The organism is Bradyrhizobium oligotrophicum, from assembly GCF_051168495.1.
Lineage (GTDB): Bacteria > Pseudomonadota > Alphaproteobacteria > Rhizobiales > Xanthobacteraceae > Bradyrhizobium > Bradyrhizobium oligotrophicum_A.
The window spans coordinates 1-22,181 of sequence record NZ_JBNPVB010000032.1 but is presented as its reverse complement, the minus strand read 5'-3'; the positions used below and the strand labels follow the sequence as shown (position 1 = coordinate 22,181).

Annotated in this window: 15 protein-coding genes and 2 pseudogenes; 6 read left to right on the top strand and 11 right to left on the bottom strand. The window is 57.4% G+C overall.

Annotated elements, in window-relative coordinates; all coding sequences use genetic code 11:
* Positions 1 to 127: 127 nt before the first annotated feature.
* Positions 128 to 721: pseudogene (locus ACQR1B_RS34450) on the bottom strand (NAD(P)/FAD-dependent oxidoreductase); the annotation flags it as partial.
* Between the two features lie 71 nt (positions 722 to 792).
* Here ACQR1B_RS34450 and ACQR1B_RS34445 point away from each other — a divergent pair.
* From ACQR1B_RS34445 to ACQR1B_RS34435, 3 genes are all read left to right on the top strand, one after another.
* Complete coding sequence (locus tag ACQR1B_RS34445; protein ID WP_434837362.1) at positions 793 to 1,134, top strand: hypothetical protein; 342 nt, start codon at positions 793 to 795, stop codon at positions 1,132 to 1,134.
* Positions 1,135 to 1,605: 471 nt separating this feature from the next.
* On the top strand, positions 1,606 to 2,085 hold the full coding sequence (locus ACQR1B_RS34440) for a hypothetical protein (protein ID WP_434837363.1): 480 nt from the start codon (positions 1,606 to 1,608) through the stop codon (positions 2,083 to 2,085).
* Positions 2,078 to 2,494: a hypothetical protein gene (locus ACQR1B_RS34435; protein WP_434837364.1), complete on the top strand. Its 417-nt coding sequence runs from the start codon at positions 2,078 to 2,080 to the stop codon at positions 2,492 to 2,494. The genes ACQR1B_RS34440 and ACQR1B_RS34435 overlap by 8 nt, the downstream gene beginning before the upstream one ends.
* 315 nt (positions 2,495 to 2,809) lie before the next feature.
* Here the strand turns inward: ACQR1B_RS34435 and ACQR1B_RS34430 are convergent, their stop codons facing one another.
* Complete coding sequence (locus ACQR1B_RS34430; RefSeq protein ID WP_434837365.1) at positions 2,810 to 11,002, bottom strand: RHS repeat-associated core domain-containing protein; 8,193 nt, start codon at positions 11,000 to 11,002, stop codon at positions 2,810 to 2,812.
* Between the two features lie 388 nt (positions 11,003 to 11,390).
* Here ACQR1B_RS34430 and ACQR1B_RS34425 point away from each other — a divergent pair, with 388 nt between their 5' ends.
* Both ACQR1B_RS34425 and ACQR1B_RS34420 read left to right on the top strand, forming a co-directional pair.
* Positions 11,391 to 11,903 carry a DUF4365 domain-containing protein gene (locus ACQR1B_RS34425; protein WP_434837366.1) on the top strand — a complete coding sequence of 171 codons (513 nt, stop codon included), beginning with the start codon at positions 11,391 to 11,393 and terminating at the stop codon, positions 11,901 to 11,903.
* Between the two features lie 2 nt (positions 11,904 to 11,905).
* Positions 11,906 to 12,025 (top strand): annotated as a pseudogene (locus tag ACQR1B_RS34420) (hypothetical protein); the annotation flags it as partial.
* A gap of 135 nt (positions 12,026 to 12,160) precedes the next feature.
* Here ACQR1B_RS34420 and ACQR1B_RS34415 read toward each other — a convergent pair.
* From ACQR1B_RS34415 to ACQR1B_RS34375, 9 genes are all read right to left on the bottom strand, one after another.
* Positions 12,161 to 13,015: a DUF3883 domain-containing protein gene (locus ACQR1B_RS34415; RefSeq protein WP_434837367.1), complete on the bottom strand. Its 855-nt coding sequence runs from the start codon at positions 13,013 to 13,015 to the stop codon at positions 12,161 to 12,163.
* Positions 13,016 to 13,468: 453 nt separating this feature from the next.
* Positions 13,469 to 14,653: a hypothetical protein gene (locus ACQR1B_RS34410; protein ID WP_434837368.1), complete on the bottom strand. Its 1,185-nt coding sequence runs from the start codon at positions 14,651 to 14,653 to the stop codon at positions 13,469 to 13,471.
* Positions 14,654 to 14,672: 19 nt separating this feature from the next.
* Entirely contained in the window at positions 14,673 to 15,689 is a 1,017-nt protein-coding gene (locus ACQR1B_RS34405) for a hypothetical protein (protein WP_434837369.1), read from the bottom strand.
* Between the two features lie 2 nt (positions 15,690 to 15,691).
* Positions 15,692 to 16,462 carry a hypothetical protein gene (locus ACQR1B_RS34400; protein ID WP_434837370.1) on the bottom strand — a complete coding sequence of 257 codons (771 nt, stop codon included), beginning with the start codon at positions 16,460 to 16,462 and terminating at the stop codon, positions 15,692 to 15,694.
* Between the two features lie 58 nt (positions 16,463 to 16,520).
* Positions 16,521 to 17,987, bottom strand: coding sequence for a hypothetical protein (locus ACQR1B_RS34395; RefSeq protein WP_434837371.1), 1,467 nt, complete (start codon positions 17,985 to 17,987; stop codon positions 16,521 to 16,523).
* On the bottom strand, positions 17,988 to 18,710 hold the full coding sequence (locus ACQR1B_RS34390) for a thermonuclease family protein (RefSeq protein WP_434837372.1): 723 nt from the start codon (positions 18,708 to 18,710) through the stop codon (positions 17,988 to 17,990). It lies immediately after the preceding gene.
* Positions 18,711 to 18,889: 179 nt separating this feature from the next.
* Entirely contained in the window at positions 18,890 to 19,495 is a 606-nt protein-coding gene (locus ACQR1B_RS34385; RefSeq protein WP_434837373.1) for a cell envelope biogenesis protein TolA, read from the bottom strand.
* Between the two features lie 6 nt (positions 19,496 to 19,501).
* Positions 19,502 to 19,828, bottom strand: a complete 327-nt coding sequence (locus ACQR1B_RS34380; RefSeq protein WP_434874980.1) for a hypothetical protein — start codon at positions 19,826 to 19,828, stop codon at positions 19,502 to 19,504.
* Positions 19,825 to 20,754: a Ku protein gene (locus ACQR1B_RS34375; RefSeq protein ID WP_434874981.1), complete on the bottom strand. Its 930-nt coding sequence runs from the start codon at positions 20,752 to 20,754 to the stop codon at positions 19,825 to 19,827. The genes ACQR1B_RS34380 and ACQR1B_RS34375 overlap by 4 nt, the downstream gene beginning before the upstream one ends.
* Positions 20,755 to 20,954: 200 nt before the next feature.
* On the opposite strand from ACQR1B_RS34375, the gene ACQR1B_RS34370 reads away from it, so the two are divergent.
* Positions 20,955 to 21,881, top strand: a complete 927-nt coding sequence (locus ACQR1B_RS34370; protein WP_434874982.1) for a 3'-5' exonuclease — start codon at positions 20,955 to 20,957, stop codon at positions 21,879 to 21,881.
* The last annotated feature ends 300 nt before the right edge of the window (positions 21,882 to 22,181 follow it).

Here is a 22,181-nt window from a genome sequence, read left to right as displayed (position 1 = left end):
AGGACCCAAACAACTGAACGAACTCAGCCGCAAAGGTAAGAGCGCCGGAGAGATGCGAACCGGTGAATTTGGCGAGCCGAGCGACCCTGACTCATTCTGGGGGCTCAAAATCCCGGGAACGCGACCTTCAGAAGTCTGCGATCTTCTTGGACTGATGCCGCGCGAAACGAGCGGGCTCGTAGGGCCTGGGATCGACGATCGGTTGGGCGGAGGTCACGAGATCGGCGATGAGATGACCGGCGCCGGGACCGATGCCGAAGCCATGGCCGCTGAAGCCGGCAGCGACCGTCAGGCCGGGCAGCGCGGCGAGCTCGCCGATGACGGGCACGCCGTCCGGTGTGGAATCGATATAGCTCGCCCAGGTCGCTGTGACCTGGCTCTGCTTCAACGCCGGCAGCAGCTCCAGCGTGCGCGCTTGGGTGAGGCGGATCGTCGCCGGATCAGGTTTCGGATCGAGGATGCGAGTGACCTCCATCGGAGTCGGCTCATCCAGCCGCCAGCGGCCAACCGTCTCGTGTCCGGAACGGAGGCCTTCGAGGCCGCCCGGCAGCAGGCTGCGCCAGCGCTTGGCGAACATCGGCAGGAAGTGCGCCGCGAACCGAAGCTGCTGCAACGTGGGATCGACGCGGCCGCGTCCGCTGATCGCGAGCGTATGGCCGCCGTCGCCCCGGCGGGTAATCGAGACGGCAGCCGTGTGCAGCGCCGGCGGCAGCGGCTCAGCCGGACGATTCTGGCGTGCTGTATTTTCGAAAGCCACGAGACCGTGACAGCCTGAATTTCGCGTACCGAAGCTTGCAGAACACCACTACGGGTCGCGTGGTGGGGAGCTATGGGAGAAATTGGAAAGATCCGTCAAAGGCGTCTTACTGGCGGCACTCCGGCTTTCTTCATCGTTTCGTGCGCTTGGCCGGACAGTGGTACGTGGAGGTCACACCAACCTATCATTTCACCTACAATGGAGAGGATACGGACGGTTTCGCCGGTGAGCGACTCAAGAAGATCAAAGAGATCGAAAACAACGCGGCGGTGATGGGACAATTCGTGATGTGGCGCGACTTCTTGATCACCTACCGGATTGGAGATTTGCTTGCGGAGCGTTACCCGTCCTGTCGTTTGTGGCCCTCGAGCCGCTAGAACTTGACGTCGGCGTGCCGGACGACCTCTGGAAGGCGCAAGAAGCCGACCCATCATCGCCCCTGTTGGAATATGCGCTCTCAGGTGAGACAGTCGAGGACAGGGGGCAATGAAACTTACACATCTCGGAGAGCCGCTGCTCGAGTTCGGCGGCGCCTTTCGTCATGTCGATATCAGATTTGGAATAATGGACTATGGTCCTTTCGACCTCGGAATGGACGCTGCGCCGACACGTATCAGGCTAGGCATCGTCGGCAGCGCTGAGACGGTGGAAGGGACCGCAAATGGATCGAGCGATGTAGCGAGGGTTTTCCCGCAAAGACGAGTCGCCAGCCCAACTTATTCCCCGCCTTCCCGGGCACGAGTTTCGAGACGACGTTTAGATGCGAGTTTCTAACGTCGGACGAACTGCACCGCATAATGCCGCCCCGCGAGATCGCTCGCCTGGTTGCCATACCGAGTCAGAGGGAAATGACCCAAGCGGTCGTGGAAGCGATCTCGAACGAGATCGGAGTGTTGTCCGAGCGCACCGTGAAACCGCATGTGGTTCTGGTGGCATTACCGATCGAGATTATCGAGCGTACCTACAATGCTCGTGACGTTGTTGGGGGCGAGGACGATGATGAGACGGAGGCCGGACCCGACCTGGATTTCCGGGGCCTGTTGAAGGTCGCCTGCATGCGGTTAAGACTTCCAATACAGTTACTTTGGCCGACAACGTTCGACCCAGCCTACAAGATTTCCCGTAAGCTCAAGGAGAGCAGCGAAAGACGGACGCAGGATCCGGCCACGATCGCGTGGAATTTGCTGACGGCTGCTTACTACAAAGCCGGATGGCTGCCTTGGCGTTTAGCGCGCGATGCGCAGCAACTAAGGACTTCCTACGTTGGGCTCAGCTTTCACCGCTCGGTGGATGGCGAGCAGGTGCACGAGCACAGCTCAAATGTTTGACGAGCGCGGGGAAGGCTTGATCCTACGCGGCGGCCGCATGGTCGAAAGCGATGAGGATCGCAAGCCACACTTGACTGCACAGGATGCGTACGACCTGTTGCGAAACTCACTCAAGGTGTTCAGGGATCGGCACGGGCACTGGCCCGCACGGGTGGCTTTGCACAAGACATCCAGATTCGATCGCAATGAGCTCGACGGTTTTCACAAGGCCATTGACGAGAGAGATATCGATTATGCGGATTTCATCTGGGTGCAGAAATCGTTGAACCGCCTGTATCGCCTGGGCATTTACCCCCCCGCACCGAGGTTCTTTCGCTGCGCTTCGACAAGGCCCAAGCTCTTCTCTACACACGCGGCAGTGTTGAGTTCTTTCGTACTTCTCCGGGAATGTACGTGCCGCGTCCGCTGATGCTGCGGTGCCAAGCACTGGGGCAGCAGCATCAACACGTTGCCGAAGAGATGCTCGCCCTTACTAAGATGAATTGGAATAACACGCAGTTTGATAATGGCCTACCGATAGCGATCGCTGCAGCCAGACATGTAGGTGAAGTGTTGAAGTATGTTCCGGAAGGCCAGGCAATCGCACCCCGATATAGTTTCTATATGTAATGCAACGCGAAATGGCCTAGCCGCCGGCGAATTCAGGCGCATAGCCAAACCAAGCATCGCTTGGGCCAGTGCAAGCTAGCGAAAGAAGAGTATGTGCGCACAGCGGCGCATCCACTCAGTATGGATTATGATTCCAGTGTTTGTCCTTAACCCAGTCGCCCTGCTGCTCAATATTGTTGTCTTTGAACGGAATACCATAATTCGGCTTGTATAAGCGCTCCGTACTAAAGATCGCGGTCAGCGGATTCTGTACCCGGAGCATTAGACCCTCCAAGGCTACATTCGTTCCCTGTTGCGTCTGCCAGACGTGTGTCGATTCATGCAGGAACCAGCCGCGGTTTTGTCTTATGGCGTAGTTGTCAGCTCCGCATATCGAGAAGTCCGGGCAATAGATCCTCTCGGGGAAATACATCTTCCCGTCAGGCGACATCGCCGTTTCCGAGAATTGAAACAACATATATCGACCTCGAACGACCCTGGCCTTGTCCATGTCCAGGTTGGAAATTTCATCGGCGCCAGCAATAAGGCGCCGTTCCCCAAAGGTCAGCGATCTTTCTCGACGCTCTGCATGCATTCGGGCGACCTCCGATACAACGCCTTGATAGGCTCCTGTAACAGCGCCATTCTCGAATTTATCGCCACTCAGTTCGGCCGCAGTGCCGCCCAATGCCGCTGACCCTGCTATCCGAGCCGCAGGACTCGAGTCGTATTGCGGAACTTGTTGGAGTGTCGCGGCACCGGCAGAGGTTATCAAACTGACTTTCGCCCCGGTCCAATAGTCGCCTCCGTTTGCTGCCGCCGATACACCACTAACATGGGCGGTCATTGCTGCTGCGGCGTAAGGGTTCAATGCCCCCGTCTGCACGCCGTAAGCAATTCCTCCCATCATCGCACCGACGACGGCTCCCTTAAAAGCGCCTGCCAAAATATCTTCTGTCGAACCTCCATAAAGGTAACTCGAGAGCGCGCCTTGAACCGCACCGGCAATGAGTCCCGCGGCGACAGGCCCCAGCGGAGACGCCACCACAGCGACTGCGATTGTCACGGTGATGATGAGGACCTCTCTCCAATGCTCCTTTACCCACTTGCCAACCTCCTGTGCAGAGCCGCCAATGATAAAGCCCGCAACAGCACCAGCTGGCCCGCCGACAAAGAAGCCGACAACTCCTCCAACAATTGCTCCTATCGGATCGAACCCCAAGCCAGTCGGATCGACGTATCGTAACGGATTCCGTCTTGCGTACTGATACCCGTTGGTGGTCTGCGAGTCGCCGAGCGACTGCGTTATCAGGTCGACGGATGTAAAGTTGGCCAGCGCGCTATCGAACACTCGGCCATTCATATGCACTAGTGAATAAGCATCTCGGTGTTCGTGGCCCGTGAAACCGCGATCCCACGTCTTTTCTAACTTTAATCCCGACCGGGTATCTCCCGTTGGATCATTGACATACGCTGTCCTCTTGCCCCACGGGTCATACCAATAGGAGGCGGCAACGCGTCCGGCTTCGTCACTGATTTTCAGAACCGAGCCGAGTTGATCCCGGTGCAAGTACCATACCTTGGTCGTCTCCAGTCGGCTCCACGGCGGCTTTACCGGCGATCCAGGACGAGTGTTTTCTTGGTCGAGTACATCAGCATACTCACTATTCAACTCTACAGCAGCAAAAACTCCTTCGCTGTTTGTCAAATAGTGCCTGTGTCTTGTAATGCGACCTCTCCTGGCCTCGGTAAGAGCGCCGGTAAACTGCGTAACGCGCTCATATGCCCCAACGTAAATAGTTTCCCTCGACTCTGGGCCGACTCGTTCGAATTGTCTGTAACGAGAGCCCGACGGCGAGTAATCAAATCTCACCCATCGAGCCTGGTCGGCAAAGATGGTTTTGAGACGATTGTCAGCGGTATACTCGAGTATCCCTGCCGGGCTTCGCACAAGGCTTCCATTTGCGTCATAACCGTAGCTCGTTCGCGTTCCAGCTAGCTGAGTGGCCTCGACAGCATGAAATGGCTTAGCATCTGTATCCTCGATAACTCGCGTTGCCGGGACAACTGATGGTACGTAGGAATAGTCGCCAATCCCCGATTTGAAGGTAAAGCGGCCGGATGCATCGAAAGCATATCGCTCGCGCGCTGCGTTGGACTTAGTCATGCTAGTGAGCCGGTCGAGAGCATCATACTCGAAGGTCTCAACGATCGGCTGACCTGTACGTAGCCCAATCTTTTCCTCTCGACGCGAGAGGTTTCCGACCAGATCAAATTGAAGGTTCAAATCAACGATAGTGTTGCCAGACTTCGTAGCCTGCAGTTGCTTCGGCCGACTTGTCTGGTCCTCAAACGTCCAAATTGTTTCGAAGCCGTTACCGTAGGTATCGCGCGCAACACGCCCATAGTGATCGATCTCGCTTACCTTCCAGTAGGCGGTGGCTTTGCGGCTATCACGGACTTCGGTCAGGTAACCCTTCGCATCATAAACGTTCTGGACGCCAAACCCATCGGGATAGAGCGTACGATTCACACGGCCTTGGCGATCGTACTCAGTCGACGTTGAGAACGTCTCGTTGTTCACCGTCACCGACCATGATGCCTTCCGGCCGAACTCGTCGTAAAAGGAGCTTTCTTTGTAACCGTCGGCGCCGGTGATCGATGCGACCATACCTATTCCGTGCGCTGCTGTGTCATATTCCCACCAACTCACGATGTCGTTTTGTGCCTTGCGCAGCGGCCGTCCAAGCAAGTCATACTCAACGGTAGTCACTTGGCGCTTCGCGTCGACCTGCCTGACAAGACGACCGAATGGATCGTAGCTGTACTGCCAATTGCCTGAATCAGGATCCGACGTTCCGACGCGTTGGCCGACGGCATCATAGGAATGCGATGTCACGGCTCCTCCAGGGCCGACAAAGCGAAGCAACCTATCGCCGGCATCATAGCTGTAGGTCATCTTGCCCTGCAGAGCGTCGGTGACGGCGACGGTCAATCGCCGCATATTTGACTCCGACGTCGTCTGACGTCCCAAAGGATCGGTGATAGTTACGATTGAGCCGCCGCCAGTTCTCGATCTAAAGGTCGTCTTTGTGGTTGCGCCGCTCGGCGTTGATGCTTCTTTGACGCGACCGAGCAGATCATACTGTGCCGTAGCCCAGAACATTGGCTTACCCCGCTCATAGGGCAGAGTCGTGCCGAGCGTCCGACCGAGGCTATCGTATTTAACATCGCGCTGGATCGGTCGCGTCGCAGACGCGTCAGACGTGTACCCGTCCGCAATCGTACGTAAAATCCTCCCCTTGCTATCCAAGATCTTAAATGATGCAGCAGTTCCCGACGACTGCGACTTAAGCACATACACCGCAGTGGCTAGCCCGCTGCGCGCTGCATTCGCATCCGGCAGATCCGACACCTTTAGAAAGGTAGTCGTTGTGGTCGTTCCCATCGGGGAGGTCTCGGAGACGAGCCGTCCGAAGGCGTCGTACTCGAACCTGGTCGTAAGTCCATTTGAGTTAGTGGTCGAGGTCTGTGCGCCAGTTGCTTCGTTGTAAGTTCGAGTTATCCGATGGCCTAGCGCATTAATGTCGGCCGCGGCAAATCGCCCGAGGGTATCGAACTCCTTTTGGCTTGTTCTTGGCTGTTCGCCAAATGCCGAGACTTGTGTCGCGACAACGTTTCCGTACGAATCTCTCTCGTATGTGCTTGTTACGGCTTTCTCCGGCACATCAGTATTCTTGGCTTCGTAGCGCAATAGGCCAGTCCGGCGGTCATATCCGAATGTGGCGGTCCGGGATTCTTGGCTGCGCGCAGGACTATCAGACGTGATCTGATCTCCGGTTTTGACCGACACTGCCTTTGTCAACCGTCCAAAAAACCAGCGGGCTTCGCTATCCTCACCATATTCGTTAGTAGTGCGAACGGAGGTGCCATCGCCCCGCTCGCTCAGGGTTTCCAGCGCATTCAGACGGCGCTGGAGGATGTCTCCCGGTTCGTCGAAACGGAACGTATCCGTCTGGCTGGTGAGTACTCCGCCGTCGAGTTCGAAGGTCACGGACGACGTCTTTGCCAGATGCAATTGCCGGATTGTATGCCGAGGCAACCCGTCGACGCCGCCTACCTCTCCTTCCCTCACCGCCCAAACGTTTGCCGTCTCTGAGAGCTTTCGAACAGATCCGAAAGCGGCATCAAGAACCGCGGGGCATAGATTGCTCCGAGAGGAGTCAAAAGGTCGCGTTCGATTGGATGGAGTTGTTGTTGCCTCATCGAAGTCCACGGGAATATGACACGCGGCCTCGCGAACCGGATTATTCCTCTGCTTGATGTCTTGCAGGAGTTCAACGCGCGTTACGATCCGACTATTCGGATCTTCGTTGAACGATTCACGCCAACCAAAACCAAGAGAGCGCATCGCAAGCGCATGCATGCGAAAGTCGCCGTAGCGATAAGAGAAGCCGATAGTTCGATCTGAAGATTCGGCAACGACTGCGCGGCGGACAACGTAAGTCGCTGGCACTGGGGTGATAATTGGATAGGGCTGGGGCGTGCCGGGGACGTACACAGAATTCCAGGGAACGACCGTCGTTACGTTTTCGCCAATACCGTCCGGATTTGCTTCCAGCATCGATTGATAAAACAAAGTTGTCTTGAGACCATAGCCGGCGTCGATGGAAGCCAAGACATCGGTGCGGCGTCCGGTGTTTAATAAAACCTTGTTTCTGGTTGCACCGGGAGAGTCCGCGGTAACATACGACTCGACGACATCCAGAATTCCGTTGCCGTCAACGTCCAACGCGCGGATGCCGAGGTCATTACCGTCCTGGTCTACGAAAGCCGGCAACACCTGGACAATCGCGCTATCTACACCAACCCAACCGGACCCGTTATTTACGAACAGTCCCGTTTGCTTCGACCCAGATATCTGCCGGGAGTAAAGTACGTCGAGTAGGCCGTCGCCGTTCATGTCGATAAGGCGAAGCCCCGAGTCTCCATCTCTATCTAGCAATGCATCCGTCGGGATTTTCCAATCACCGTTCAGAACGAAACCGCGCCCGGTGGACAAGAACGTCTCCGATTCGTTGGTCGCGCCTCTAAGTCTGGTAAATACTATGTCGGCTAGGCCATCGCCGTTGACATCTGCCCACTGGATAGATGCTCGGGAGTCGCGCGACCCTTCATCCAGGAAAAGACGGGTGCCGTTGGTATGATTTGGAAGCGAAATTGATCCGTCAATTCGCCAACCCGCTCCAGTATTGCGCCACACCTCGAAAATGTCTTTGGTCTGTGAATATGGATGCTTGGATCCTGCGACGATGTCTGGCAACCGATCTCCGTCCACATCGATGAGTTCGACTGAAAGTTCGCGGGTCCGGCTTCCTAAGTTTGCAAATTGACCGACAAAGGGAAGCGGCGGATCGTATTGCGGCGCCCGCGCCCATCCGCTACCCGTGTTAAGAAACGCTGATACCCGGAAAATTGAGCGATTTAGTTCGCAGATTTGGATTCCGTTCTCGTCACGGCAATTTTCGATCGGAGGAATCGGCGACGGTGCCGGAGGAATCATTCCAGCGATTAGATCCACGCGTCCATCACCATCGAGGTCAACGAAGCGAACGCCGAGGTCCCCGATGTTCTCTTCGGCGAATGGTAACCCGTCTGGCGGCGTGAATGCGGACCCCTCTTGCTTGACCCACTTGCGATTGAATCGGACGTCGCGCGCGCTTACCTCCCCGCAGATGCTGGGGTCTTCGGTCGTATCCAGTTTGCATGGCTCATTGCGAAAATAGGCGCGAACGAGTTCCCCGCCTGCTTTGCGATAGCTGTATAGCATGTCGACAAAGCCATCACCGTCGACATCAACAAACTGAACGGGATTTCCTAGGATGTGATCAGAGGCAAATGGCAGCGGCGGTATAAATCCGGGAGCGGACAGCCAGCCCTTGCCGGTGTTGATAAAGGCTCCCTTTGCAAAAGGATCAGACGACGAATCGGCCGTCTCGCGATTGAAGACGATGTCCGGCAGCCCGTCAGCATTGAGATCGAGAATTCGGATACCACGATCTTGCTTATCGCGCCGGGAGAAGGGCACTTTCGGGCCGTAGTCGGGTATCTCTTCAAATCCCGAGGTCGTGCCCTTCCAGACTCGGCCAAGGCTCGCTCCCGAGCCGCCAGGCAAAACAATATCTGGCCGACTATCACCATCCAAGTCGCCGATGTAGGCAAAGAACGGCAACGCGTTCGGATCTAAGCTGCCTAGCGGAGGTGGCTCGAACGAGTTTTGCAGAGGAGCCCAGCCCGCTGCTGTTTGCGCGTAAGCCAGCTTGATGGGGGTCGATTGTGGGTCGATTTGGTGAGCTATAACGTCGAGCCGACCGTCTCCATTTACATCTGTAATCACCGGTTTGGCTGGTCGACCATTCTGATCGACCAAATCAAAGATTGGTGTTCTCGAAGAAACGTCCCAGCCACCGGCGTTGGGCTGAAGCGCGATGCGGAAACCACCGTTCTGTGCTGTGGCGGCAATCAAGCCAGCGCACGTGGTCCCAGGAAAATTGATGTCTTGTATGGCTTGAGGATCGGTAGAAGCAGGAATCTGCTGGGGACCAAATTTCTCATCAAGCTCTTCGTTCCATTTGGTACTCGAAAACCGGAAAACCCGCCATCGCGGCGCTCCTGCAGAAGCATCGACACCAACAAATTCCAGTTTTCCATCGCAGTCGACATCGATTAGCCGAGAGTAGGCATCAAGAGGCAGTGGAGGCTTCAGATCATTGACGGATTGCCATCCCGTTCCGGCATTTCTCAGGAAGCCTGATTGGCCGCCACTTTCGAAAAGCACGTCAGGACCAGCCGCTCCACTCAACCGCGCCGTCAGGATCTTTGCAATTCTCTTTCCTTCGCGACTTAGGTCGAACGGAAGAACGTAGCCGTCGGCTTTTGTCCATCCATTGGTGTCGGCGAGGTACGCGCTCCGGTCTGAAGAAGCGTCTTTCGGCTTGTGACTTTGAAGGAGGTCGGGCTTCGCATCTCCGTTTACGTCGAGCAGTAGAGCGCCAAGATCAGCGCCATCTGAATTCGTAAAGGGGAACGGCGGCTTAAATCCGGCTGGAGCATCGGCCCATGTGCCTGCATTATTTTGGTAGGCAAACGCCTCGTGTCGGCCGCCAATCTGCGCAGAGAAAAGAAGATCCGGCGTACGCAAAGCGGAGTCCGTGAAACGAGTGAATTTGTAAGCGCCGGCGAGTTGGTATCGGGTCGCGAAAGCCGTTCCAACCGGCAGAGCGAAAGATGGCTCCTTCCAACCGATGGCAGGCCCGGAATAGGTAAATCTCGTAGGCTCGATTGTGCTTCCGTCTGCACCAAACTGAGTGACTGAAGTTAAGACAAAGCGATTGGAGGTTGTTGGTCGATCCTCGTATTCCAAGAGATAGCGGGAGGCCTGCGACCAGTTGGCTACCGGCAAACCTGGATTTGAGGTCGCAAGCGAAGCGATCGATTTTAGGCGTGTCTTTCGTTTGTATACAAAACCGGCGACATAGCTCTCGATCAACCGCGGCGCAGCCTCATACTCAAAGGTGACCACTGCAAACGGATTGCGGTCGACGGTAAGGTCACCGGTCTCGGAAAGAGAACCGTGAGCTGTATAGTAGACTCGAGCGACATCATAATCGCCATCGCCCTGGTTGTACTCGAATTGGATGAAGTTGCCGGCCGTATCGATGATGCGGGAGGCAGCCAGCAGAAACGTCGGGCCACCTGGGAACATCACCCGGCTATTGTTTGTACCACCGGTCGCAAACGATGGAGTGTCCCCATCAAAAAGTATCGTTAGACCGCCCTTAGTCCTGACAACGAACCTGGAGGACGAAATATCTGTGCCAAGCTGAATAATTTGGCTTTGATCGTCAATTTCCTTTCTAAACTCAATCCTTCTGCCAGGTCCACTCCCCGTCTTTTTGATCGGAATGAGACGCTGCCCATCAAGATATAAAGCGTCATTGTCAGACAAATCGACGCCTTCGACGACGCCATCTACGAAGCGCGTCTTTGGCCCTCGCGCAATCGTCGAAATCCCAGTGACCGACCAACCTGCGCCAAGCGAACCCGCTGGCGCTTGACTGTCGTACGTCAGAGCCAGCTTTGGTTCTGTGCCAGCGGCTCCCGGAGCGACGCGGATCGGAATGGTGTAAGTCGACGTTCCAGAAAGGCTAACGTCAAATGATCCGCCAATCGTTCCAACAAGTCTCGCCGGCTGGGCACCCAGACCGGTTGGCAATACAATGGCAAGAGAAAAAGCAGCAAGTCTTCGAAATATGCGTCGAATAATCATGAACGCCCCCGTCCATTTAGGACGATGCTAGAGCGATTTATTGAATGACGCAATCAGGGGTCGTGACAATATTTTGACGGATGGCCAAGACGAGCGAGCCGGCCGGGTCGCCTTGAATACCTGCGGCCCAATGAAATGGGGTACCACCTTTCATCTTGGCAAAGCCGCCAAAACTATCGACGTTGCGCCCGCGCAACCTTTCTGGTCGTGTTCTCCATCGCCGCACAGCACCTCCAATCGTGTTTGGGACCGTCTGTGTAACGACAGCGCCTTATGGCTGTGTTCCAAACGCGACAGACGGCCGTTCGTGACGTCGGTTACTCGGCTATGATAACGTCCTACCGCATTTCGTAGTCGACGAGATCAAGCGTCCTCCCCGAGGCAAGCGATGAAGCGCCCGCGCCAACATGTGATGGAGGATGCATCCATCAAGTTGTTTCATGGTCTACTGCCGGACGAGTGGGTCATACGGCCGATCGCGAAGGACTATGGGGTCGACTTCGAGGTCGAACTCGTAGATCAGGAGATCGTGTCGGGCGATCGCATCTGGGTGCAGTTAAAGTCGACAGAAGAAGCCAAGAAGGCTGTGGCTCGTTGGCCAGTGGCCGATCGCTTCCCCGACGTTCCGTCAGACGGGAACGGAAACATTGCGGCGGAATGCATTCCCTATTCCATGGAAATGAAGGAGATTGACTATGCGCAGCGATGTCATTTTCCACTGCTACTGGACCTGGATTGGGTTCGCATTTGTGCCGTTTGCTACCGGCTGGATTATCTACTTGCGTGGCGGTCTCAGCGATCTGCCGCCGCCGCTTTGCGTGCTCATCTCTCGTGGATACGCGGGCTTGCTAATCAGCCTGGTGGCTGGCTGCGCTTTGATCTGGGTCCTCGCGCTCTATGATCACGTCACCGAACTTCGGACGCAAGTCGCTCAACGAGATCAAAGAGGTTCTCGATGAGCTGGACCTGCATCTCGGGATGGACCTGTCGCGTTGGCCCCTTGGCCCTGCGTCCACGGAGTAGACCCGAACGCCAGCCGACCTGAGCCAACGGACTTTCTCCGAATGGCCGTGAATCGCCTAAATCGCGGATACCTCATGGCAATCTGCTTGGGCAAGGCTGACCACATAGTCTGGGCATGCCGAACCGCGACATAGTCTACCTGGGCACCGCCGCGTACTTGTCCGGGATGAGTTCTAGACTGGCGTGGAGCGGGGGCTTGATGTCAAACATCTGAGCACCGTTCTGAAAATGGAAGACTCTTCGGACGCGGTAAGTCGACGGGTTCTGAGCCGCAACTTCGTACTGGGTACGCGACAACCAGAAGCGAGTCCGCGCGTGCCCGTTTGTGGTTTTGATCTCGAGGAGCCGCTCCTCGCCGTCCGATTCGAAGGTTCGCACGTCGTAGCCTCGATGGTCTTCACCGCGATCTGCAGGCCAATCCATTTCCTTTGCGAGATCACGCCGGCCAGCCCGGCAGAGTCGATCAAATTCGAACTTGAACACCATTTCCTCGCCGGCGCGCCCTAGGGAGCGGTTGAACTCGTCCCTCACTGCCGGGTCGTATTTCCGGACCAGGCGCTGCAGCGCCGGATGACGGTCCTGCAGGTCCGAATTGAGGAAGGCAGGTGGTGGGACCAACACAGGCGCTCCCGCCGGCGTAAAACGCGGCGCCACCGAGGTCGGGCCAGTAAGAACCTTCGGATGTCGCCCTAACTGGATCTCTACGGCCTCCACCAGAGAGTCCTGGTAATTATGGGCGGGCACCAGCCCAGAGACCCAGGCGATCCCAAGCTCGTCCAGGACCGCGGATACGTTTCGAAGTTTCCATTCGATCGATTTCTCGGATCGGCCCACGTCTGGCGCCAATCTACGGTATAATTCGGCCTTGTTGAGCTTCTCGCCGGCGCGCTCCTTCTCGAGAAGCACGAAGTAGTTTGCGACCACGATGGCAACCTGCTCGGCTGTCCAGTCAGTCCGCTTGGATCCCTGCGCCGAGCCTTTGGTATTCACCGATCGCTTCCCGTGCTCCGCTGGGATCCTACCATGGACCCATAGATCCGCAATTTCGCCAAGGCGCACCAAGCAGCTGTGCTTCTAAGTCCGCCTCAATGCGTTTCAACTTGCCCGAGAGAGGCCCGCCCCAAATCGTCAGCCCGCCCCAGGGTCAGCATCGCCAGATTCGAATCCCTGCTGCTCGCTAGCCGCACGGAACGAGGAGGCGAGCGGAAGGATTCTTGGTGATGGAGTGAATTTCGATGCTGACGATGTCATTCGGCCTGCAATATTTGAACGCCGATTGACAGCCATGCGTCATCCGATCCTACACGAAGTAGAGGGACCTGCGACTCTTCGGATTCGTAAGCGCAGGGATCTCTGGACGGACGCGGATGATGCAGACTGGGCGGAAATGGCGAACCCGCTCCGGGCAGAGTCTAAGAGCCCAGCCCTTAAGGCAGCCAACGGTCAGTTTCCAGGTGTCCATAAGGGAGCTCGGACCGGCTTGGGTGCCGGTGTGACCGATAGAGGTTGTGGCTTCTGAACAGGTCTCGACCTTGGCATGGGCACTGGCGTTGTAATAGCTGGCTCAAGCGGAATGGTTGATGTTATCTCGCGAGGCACCGATTTCCGCAATCGGATCTCTATGCGCCGGCGCTGCGGATCATCACGTGGAGCCCCTTCGATCGACAACGTCTCGTCCGTGTTGACCAATTGGGCGCCCGATAGTGGCAAGAGCTTGTAAGGCGCCAAGAGTTGGCTCTGTCGGAGCACGCTTACAACAGAAACCGCCCTCGCCAGCCCGAGGCCGGCGTTGTCGGCAGGAACCAACGTCGAAATGTTTGAGGTGCCTTTGAGGACGGAAGGGAGATCGCGGTCCAAATTCGTTGGCCGAACGCCAAGTGGCTGTTCGTCGGTGTGGCCAACGACTTCAATAACATCCACGTCGTACTTTTTGATGTATGCCAAGATCTCCTCAGGCGTTTTGCCGGTCAGCGCATCCATCAGTTTCTGTGAAAGCTCCGCGCTGCCGCTCTTGAATGAATAACCCGCTGCGTCACTCAGTGTAATGATCGGCGGCCACTGGTGGCCACTCGGCCCTGCTCCGGGAGTCTCGGCTGATCCACGTTCAAGTTTCTCCAGAATCGCGGTCGTCGAGGGTGGAGGCTGACCTGACTTTGACATCGCCCGATTAATTGCGTTGACTGTCTCGGCATTCTTGAGAGCCTTTTCGATATCTAAGCCGCTTGCTTTCAGCTTCTCCAGATCGGCGATCCGACTTCGAATCTCCTTGATCGATACCCCACTCCGCTCAAGATCGGCCATCGCCGTTTGGCTGTCGACCAGCTCCCGCCAATACTTATCGATCTCTGCGGGATCGGTCAGGCCCGAAACGTTCTTAAGCTTCTCCGAGACCGCTGTATTCTCCCGTAGCGCGGCCACCACGTCTCGATCACGCTGGTTCTGCGCGACTTGCCGCTGCAGCTGCTGCTCGGCAGCTAAGCGCTTGTCTTGTTCGCGCTTCAAGAAGGTGGCCATCGCGATGAGGAGACAGAATACCAACAGCAGCATAATTTCAGCCATCGTCAGTCCGAGCACAAGGCCCTGTCGATACGACGAGCGCTGCTGAATGATCTCTCCATCCATAGCCATGCTTGCAACCTTTCAGCGGCTAGGGCGCACGATTATTGGACCCCCAAGGTCCAGCGGGTGGGCGCGCAGCCTCTGCAGCCTGAACAGTCTGCACGAGGCGATCAATAGCGGCACCCATGGCCTGCGTTTGGCGGAGGCTCGAATCAATCGTCTTGGCTTGAACCTCGGCACTCTTACTGAATGAGTTGATTGCCTTTGTTAACCCGGAAATGACCGGCGCGAGCTTTATCTCAATGATCTGCTCAGGCATTTGCATCGATGCGAGCTTGGCCGCGAGGCCATCAATCGCCTTTACGATACTAGCCGTACTTCGCGAAAGCTGGTCGGACTCATTTACGAGGCGGGCCGAAGCCGTTTCGAGAGTATCGACAACCTTTTCGTTCAGGGCGTCGAGAGTTTTGCCAGACTTCTGGGAGGCTTCTTCCAGAGGTTTTCCGGCCGTTTGCGCGAACGTCCGGATCTCGGTCGCGAGCTTATCGCTCGCAGTGCCTAGCGCTTCGTTTATCTCGTCCAACGCCTCTGTAATCGACTGCTGAGTCATGCGTCGGAAGTACCCAAATTCCAAAACCGTGCTTTCAAGCTCACGCTTCACTTTTCGCGAAGCATCTGCCAACTCCAGTCGGGCGGTCGCTTCCACTTCAATCGGATCTCGCCGCATCTGATTGAAGAAGATACGGAGTGTGATGCCGGCGATCGTCGATGCGATGGCAATACCAAAGTTCTGAACGATCTGCTCGGCGGCCCCGTCAGCCCTGAATTGATAGAGCGAAACGGCAAGGCTCGTCAGCGTGAACAGGAACCCCATGTAATAGAGATTATCGCCCGACTGGTCGTCCCGCAGGCGAAAGAGCCGCGCAATTCCTAGGATGAGCGCGTATCCAATCATGATGAGAACTGGAACAGAGGTGACGTACAGCGCCGGCCAGCTATACATCTTGGAGATAGTAATATAGCCGCTACCCAGCGCCACCACCGAGAAGAATAGCAGGCCGTTGGCCAACCCTGGTGCAATTCGAAGGTTGTTTTGAACAGCCATGCCTAGGCTCCCTGCAGTCGTTTGACGTCAACTGAGGACGCGCCAATATCCTTCATCCATTGAATCCAGAACTCGGCGTGCTTGATGTCATTGAGCAGGGGCTGCCCCTTCGGCTGGCGCGTGACATACCGGATTGATACTGCGGCGCCATACAATTCGGTGCGATACTTCATGTAGGCTGGTGATTGTTTGTAGCGCTGGAACGTAAGATCACCGGCAGAAGGGTACTGGCTATAGTCTCGCGTGTACTCGATCATGTCGGAGATCACTATCAGAGCTTTCTTTGCGTTCTGATTGGCCGCACCCGAAAACTCATCAATGGCAATATCTTGGATCGCTGCCATGAGCGGTGAACTGGCAGCTTTGGCCGAGGCTATGCTGTTCTTCACTGCCTCAGATGCCGGCTTACGGAAGTTCTCTATCCAACGCAGCCGAGCAATTCTGGGATTATCGGTCCATTCGCTGAGGCCCGCACCGTCACCCGGATTGCACTTTGAAAACAACGAACGACTGCGGCCGCGTACGATATCGAGCACCCGGATATCAAGCCTGTAAAACGGAGGAAGAGTGGCGACTAGGTCGTCGAGGATCACTTGCACCTCCCGCCGCGTCGCCTCGGGCAAGTCGTCGGACGTATCGACCAAGACCACGTTGATACCGTGCGGACCATCAAGGGGGCACAGGCTTTGTGCATCGAGAGCGGGTCGCTTGGGTGTCGATAAATAGAAATAAGCTAGGGCAGCGACACATGCGACTGCGACCAAAATCAGCAAGATCCCCCCAATGCCGGCCCAACCGATGCCGGACGCTCTCTGCCGTTTGGGGCGCCTCTTAGCCACTCTTCTTCTCCGGCAGCAGCTCGTCGATCTCACGATATGTCTTTACGGCATCGTCGAAGGCCTCATGAATGCCTTTGATCTGCTGGTTTAGAAGCTCCTGGGTTTCGGCGATCATCTTCCGCAGGTGTTCCCTAGCCGTTGAATCCGGTTCACCGCCAGCGTAGATGATGCGCTCCATAGTATAGCTGCGCGAAAAGGTGCTCGGGGGCGGTGTAGAACGTGCCCGTCGGTTGGCTTCGCGATAGATCTCAAGCAAGGCACGGCCAGCTTGCTCTGTCTGGTTCTGGTGCTGAGTAAAGCGCTGGGCGAGGCGCCCCCTACCTTGAAGCAGCGAATCGTATTCCCCACGTCGAACGGAGAGGTCCCTCGCCGCATTGTTCATGGCGTCGGTGCAGTCCTCGCGAATGTCGCGTAGTCGATCGATTAATTCACTCCGGACACCCGAAAACTGCTTGCTCGCGTCTAGCCATCGACGTTCTAGGCCAGCATACCCCATGTAGGGGTCAAAGAACATCAAGCCGTCGGCCATCGCGACCAGAGAAAAAATAAAGCCGACGCTGAAGAATACCCACGAATTGATGTCGGTGAGCATATACGGTGCGGTTTGGAGACGGTGGAGCACCTCTTGGCCGACGTCGCCGCTGATCGTCGGTGGAATCTCGCGCAGGTGGGCAAGGGTCAAGTTCAGTACGACGGCAAAAGCAAGATAGCCGACACACGATAAGACGCCGAGCAGCTTCAGGAAGTAGCTTCGCTGGTTGACCAGACGGATGAGCACCATGCCGCAGAGGAAGCTCGCAAGGATGTTCAAGGCAGCGAATACCACCGCCTGGACCAACCCTCCTAGCAGACCGCCTATGTTTGCATTGGCAAGAAAGCTGCCGTTCACCACCACTTCGGAAACGAACAGGATTGCTAGGATGCCGATCTTCAGAATGACTTTCCCCGGGCTAGCTAGCCTGGCGGGCCGTTCTATCCGATGACGGGTGCGAAAGCGCTCCCGTTCGATTTCAGATTCATTGAGCCGACGCCGTAAGGCAAACAGCTCATCTCGGCCGACAGTCGCCTCGGCCCTGAAATCACCTACGGCCTCGGGTGCCGCCTGCTGAATAGTCGCGAAGCGCTCCTCGAAGCTGAGTGCCGTGACGCGTTCATCATAGGTGTGCAGGTGATCAAGGTATATCGAGTGGGAGTCCTGCTTGTGCCGCTCAATTCTTTCAATGATCTGATGCTCGATATCGTCGAGCGTCTGTACATCTGAAGCAGGATGGTTTTGCGCTCCCCGTTCTCTCCCGTGTTCGATGAGTTGGAGCTCATCGGCTATGCGGTCGACATTGAGATCGAGAAAGATGTTTGTCGCCGGCTGATAGTGATGAACGGGTTGGCTCAGGAGGCCCAAAATGCGTGTGAGCGCTGACTGACGTGTGCCGGTAGATTTCATAAGGATCTCAATCTGCATCTAGAGCTTGGACTTGCGACAGCCAGCGGCTTCAGCATCCGCTACCGAGCAAAACCAACGACGAGACGAGCTTCGATCCATCGACAGCCGATCGTAGAACCGTCCTCCGGGCACGTGATAGATGCATTCATGAGCACCTTTAAGATTGCCCTTGATGACACAAGCGGGCGAAGGCGGCTCGGCCACAGTAGCCGGCGCCATCAGTATCCGTTGCGCCTGCACGGGTACGGCGACCGCGCCAAGGATCACGGTATTGTTGCTGCGATGCCTCCACTCCCAGGGAGCTACAAAAGCGCCGCTCCAGAGGCCGCGCTTCTGTTCTCGGGCGAGATCTTCGTCCGCAACATAGACCGTCGAGTAGCGTCGAAACGCTAGCGCCCAGCCGTTTCTCACTAGCCAACGTGAGACATCCTGACCAGAAACTGTGCAGGACCCAAGATGCCGCCTATAGACGTCCTGGCCGGTCAGTTCGCAGTTCCAGGATTGCTCGCGCGCAAAGGCTCTCAGCTGTTCTCTGGCTACAATGCCGCAATCCCAAGCCTTACCACCCGCGTCCAGGCAAACCTGGTCCGTCTCAGGCGCGTCGATCCCAAGAAGTCGAATCTTGACGGTCCCCTCGTAAACGGTGTCCGCGTCAACAATTTGCGGAACTCCCTTTACCTCTCGCGCAGTTGCGGAAGAGAGAGCCAAAAAGCAGCATGAGATGACAACAGCAGCGCGCATACTGCACCGCACTCAAATCTGATGAAAAATCGATAGTTAACAGCCTATTACACTTTCTTCGCGAGGCCTAGGAAGGGACAATCTGTCGGACACGGTGCCCGCTGTCATAGTTAATTCGACTCATGTTCGGCTGCTGGACGAATGCTGCCCTGAGGCCGCCGGGAATAGAGCGTGGAGACCTAATCCCTCGACTGGCGCAGCGTTTCGTTGAGCTTTCTCCGTTCGCTCTCCCATCGCGTCTCCTCGGCCTCGATTCTTTTCTCCAGGTCAAACCGCTCGGCGTCGAGAGCTTCCCTTCGTTCTTCGTACTGCCGCTGTCCTGCCTCCAGCGCCGCCTGCGCCTTGACGATCAGCTCTTCACGTCTGGCCCGCTCTTTCTCCCGCGCTGCCTCTTGCCTGCGGCGCTCGGCCTCGCGTCTCTTCTGCTCGCGCTCGAACTCCACGGCGGCCTTGCGCTTGTCCTCCGCGCTGATCTCGGGTGCCGCTTTCCGTTTCGGTTCGAGACGGCGCCTTCTCTTCGCACCGCTGGAGTCATCATCTAAGTCTGGCATACCAGCTTGTTCTGCGAAGCGGCCGCTCGATCCGGCCGGGCGCTTCAGGACCACGCCCGGCTTTGCCATGGTGGCCGCGACCACGTCCGGATCTTCGGTCTCCTTGGCGACCCCCTGATGGAAAAGATTGCTGCCGGCGCCCCACGCTTCGAGCGCGGCCTTCATGGACGGCGCAGCGATCGCGAGATCGTAAAATCCGAGCGAGGTCTGATAGGTTTTCAGCTTACGTGACACGGGAGTTTACCTGCACGATCGTGAGACTTCAGCGTACCATGTGGCGTAAGGCGTGTTCTTCGCCATGTGGCGGTTGAAATCGGGCGAGCCGTCCGTCCACCAGACCGGCCCCCGCTCCCCCGGCGCTCTCTTGGCCTGGTCCACGGCGCGGTGTGCCGCGGCTACGTCCTTAGGGTCCTCCGCCATCTTGGCCGCTCGAACGGCGCGCCTGGCCAACATCAGCTGGCGCGTCAGATCGGAGCGCTCGGTCTCTCCGAGCCTCGGATCAGCCATTCGCCAAAGGCGCCCGCGGACCACGAAGTAGCGCCCGTCCGGAGTCACGGGATGCTTCAAGCGGATTTCCGCTGACGGCCGGCGGCTGGCTTTTTCGCCGGCGCCTCCTTGGCGGCAGCCTTCTTGCCGGCGATCGGCATCAGCATCTCCTTCTGGCCGGCAGCAGGTTTCTTCGGCTTCTTCGCGGGCTTGGCCGCCTCCGAAGGCTGCGCTTGCTGCCCGACCGAGCGGCGCAGCGCCTCCATCAGATCGACCACGTTCTCCCCCTTCGGCCGGGCCTTCGGGCGGATCGTCTTGCCCGCACGCTTCTGGTTGATCAGGTCGACCAGCGCGGTTTCATAGTGGTCCTCGAACTTCTCCGGCGTGAACGTCCCCGCCTTCTGGTTCACGATGTGCCGGGCGAGGTCGAGCATGTCCTTCGTGATCTTCACGTCCTGAATCTCTTCGAAATACTCCTGCTCCGACCGCACCTCATAAGGGTATCGCAGCAGAGTGCCGACCAGGCCCTTGTCCATCGGCTCCAGCGCGATGATGTGCTCGCGGTTCGTGAGCACGATCCGGCCAATCGCGACCTTGTTCATCTCACGGATGGTCTCACGGATCACCGCGAAGGCGTCATGGCCGACCTTGCCATCCGGGCGCAGATAGTAGGGGCGGATCAGGTAGCGCGGGTCGATGTCGGTCTTGTCGACGAACTCGTCGATCTCGATCGTGCGCGTGGACTCCAGGGCGATCTCCTCGAGCTCCTCCTTCGAGACCTCGATGTACTGGCCCTTCTCGAGCTCATAGCCCTTGACGATGTCCTCGTTGGGGACCTCCTCACTGGTGTCGGCATCGACCTTGACGTACTTGATCCGGTGACCCGTCGTCCGGTTTAGCTGGTTGAAGCTGATCTTCTCGGACTCGGACGTGGCCGGGTAGAGGGCCACCGGGCAGGTGACGAGCGACAGGCGCAGGAAGCCTTTCCAGTTGGCGCGCGGGGCCATGTACGCGGAACTCCGGTTTCAACGGTCCAGATTCAAGACGGATGACAACGCCGGGTTCCGACATGGCGGCTGATCAACATCGGGAGACCAAGTGATCCTCTTCGCACTGCCCTGAGAGGCTCGAGGTGGGCCGAAAATGGCCGTGAATCGCCCGACTCTCCGATACCTGGCGGTCATTTGCTTGGGTATGGTGGCGCGTCATGACTGCCGCGCCGCGATTCCACCGACACCATTTTGACGAGGCTGCCGACTTGGCGGCCATGGCAGATGCGCTCGCCCAATCGCCCGATTACCGGGTGCTGCGCAGGCTTGTCCCCCGAGCCCCCTCCCCTGCCGCCATCGGAGAGGAGGTCAGGACGGCCGTCCTGCTGGATACCGAAACTACCGGCCTCGACCACTCCCGGGACGAGATCATCGAACTCGGCATGCTGTCATTCGACTACACCCGGGAAGGTCGCATCGTCGGCGTCAGGAGCGTCTTCTCCGCCTTCCACGAACCCAGCCGCCCCATCTCCGCCGAGGTGACGGCGCTCACCGGCATCACCGACGAGATGGTCGCCGGACAGCGTATCGATCCGGACGCGGTATCGGCGTTCGTCGCCGGCGCGGCCATCGTCATCGCCCACAACGCGGCCTTCGACCGTCGGTTCGCCGAGCGCTACTGGCCGATTTTCGAGCGTAAGGCCTGGGGCTGCAGCGCGACCGAGGTCGACTGGCGCTCACACGGTTTCGCCGGCGCGCAGCTGGGATATCTTCTGCACGGCGCCGGATTCTTCCACCAGGCCCATCGCGCCGTTGACGACTGCCACGCTCTGCTCGAGGTCCTGGATTTCGTCCTGCCGACGACGGGGGCCCCGGCATTGGCTGCCCTCCTCCAGACCGCGCGCAAGCCGATCATGAGGGTGTGGGCAGAGCAGTCTCCCTTCGGCCTCAAGGATACCCTGAAGAAGCGCGGCTACCGGTGGGCCGACGGCACCGATGGCCGGCCGAAGTCCTGGTATATCGACATCCAGCAATCCGCCATCGAAGCCGAGATCGCCTTTCTCAGAGAGGAGGTCTATCTCTGCGACGTCGAACCCCGGCTGCAGCGCCTGACCGCGTTCGAACGATTTTCGAATCGTGGCTGAGAGGAACGGCGGCCGGTGGCCCGTCCAATGGGCGCAAAGAAACAGAGAACTGTCTTGGCAAAACAAAGAGCCTTCCAAGAGGGCAGAGAACTCGCACGAGAATACGAGGTGCAAGCAGGTCCTGATCACGCTTGGTCTTTTCAAGCGAGGGATTCAAGAGACTTTCGATATTCTACGCTTGAGCCCGCTGTACTACGATTGGTGCCACAGATGGCTTTGATTTAGTTCGCAGAAACTGCAAGCGCAGCACGCGCTCCGACCGAACGGCACGGTTGAACGCAAGCCATGTCAATGGCTTGC

What these genes read in the sequence shown, in the direction of transcription:
- ACQR1B_RS34440 (WP_434837363.1), top strand. Translation starts at nt 1,606, where the DNA reads ATGACCCAAGCGGTCGTGGAAGCGATCTCGAACGAGATCGGAGTGTTG.
- ACQR1B_RS34435 (WP_434837364.1), top strand. Translation starts at nt 2,078, where the DNA reads ATGTTTGACGAGCGCGGGGAAGGCTTGATCCTACGCGGCGGCCGCATG.
- ACQR1B_RS34430 (WP_434837365.1), bottom strand. Translation starts at nt 11,002, where the DNA reads ATGATTATTCGACGCATATTTCGAAGACTTGCTGCTTTTTCTCTTGCC.
- ACQR1B_RS34425 (WP_434837366.1), top strand. Translation starts at nt 11,391, where the DNA reads ATGAAGCGCCCGCGCCAACATGTGATGGAGGATGCATCCATCAAGTTG.
- ACQR1B_RS34410 (WP_434837368.1), bottom strand. Translation starts at nt 14,653, where the DNA reads ATGGCTATGGATGGAGAGATCATTCAGCAGCGCTCGTCGTATCGACAG.
- ACQR1B_RS34405 (WP_434837369.1), bottom strand. Translation starts at nt 15,689, where the DNA reads ATGGCTGTTCAAAACAACCTTCGAATTGCACCAGGGTTGGCCAACGGC.
- ACQR1B_RS34395 (WP_434837371.1), bottom strand. Translation starts at nt 17,987, where the DNA reads ATGCAGATTGAGATCCTTATGAAATCTACCGGCACACGTCAGTCAGCG.
- ACQR1B_RS34390 (WP_434837372.1), bottom strand. Translation starts at nt 18,710, where the DNA reads ATGCGCGCTGCTGTTGTCATCTCATGCTGCTTTTTGGCTCTCTCTTCC.
- ACQR1B_RS34375 (WP_434874981.1), bottom strand. Translation starts at nt 20,754, where the DNA reads ATGGCCCCGCGCGCCAACTGGAAAGGCTTCCTGCGCCTGTCGCTCGTC.
- ACQR1B_RS34370 (WP_434874982.1), top strand. Translation starts at nt 20,955, where the DNA reads ATGACTGCCGCGCCGCGATTCCACCGACACCATTTTGACGAGGCTGCC.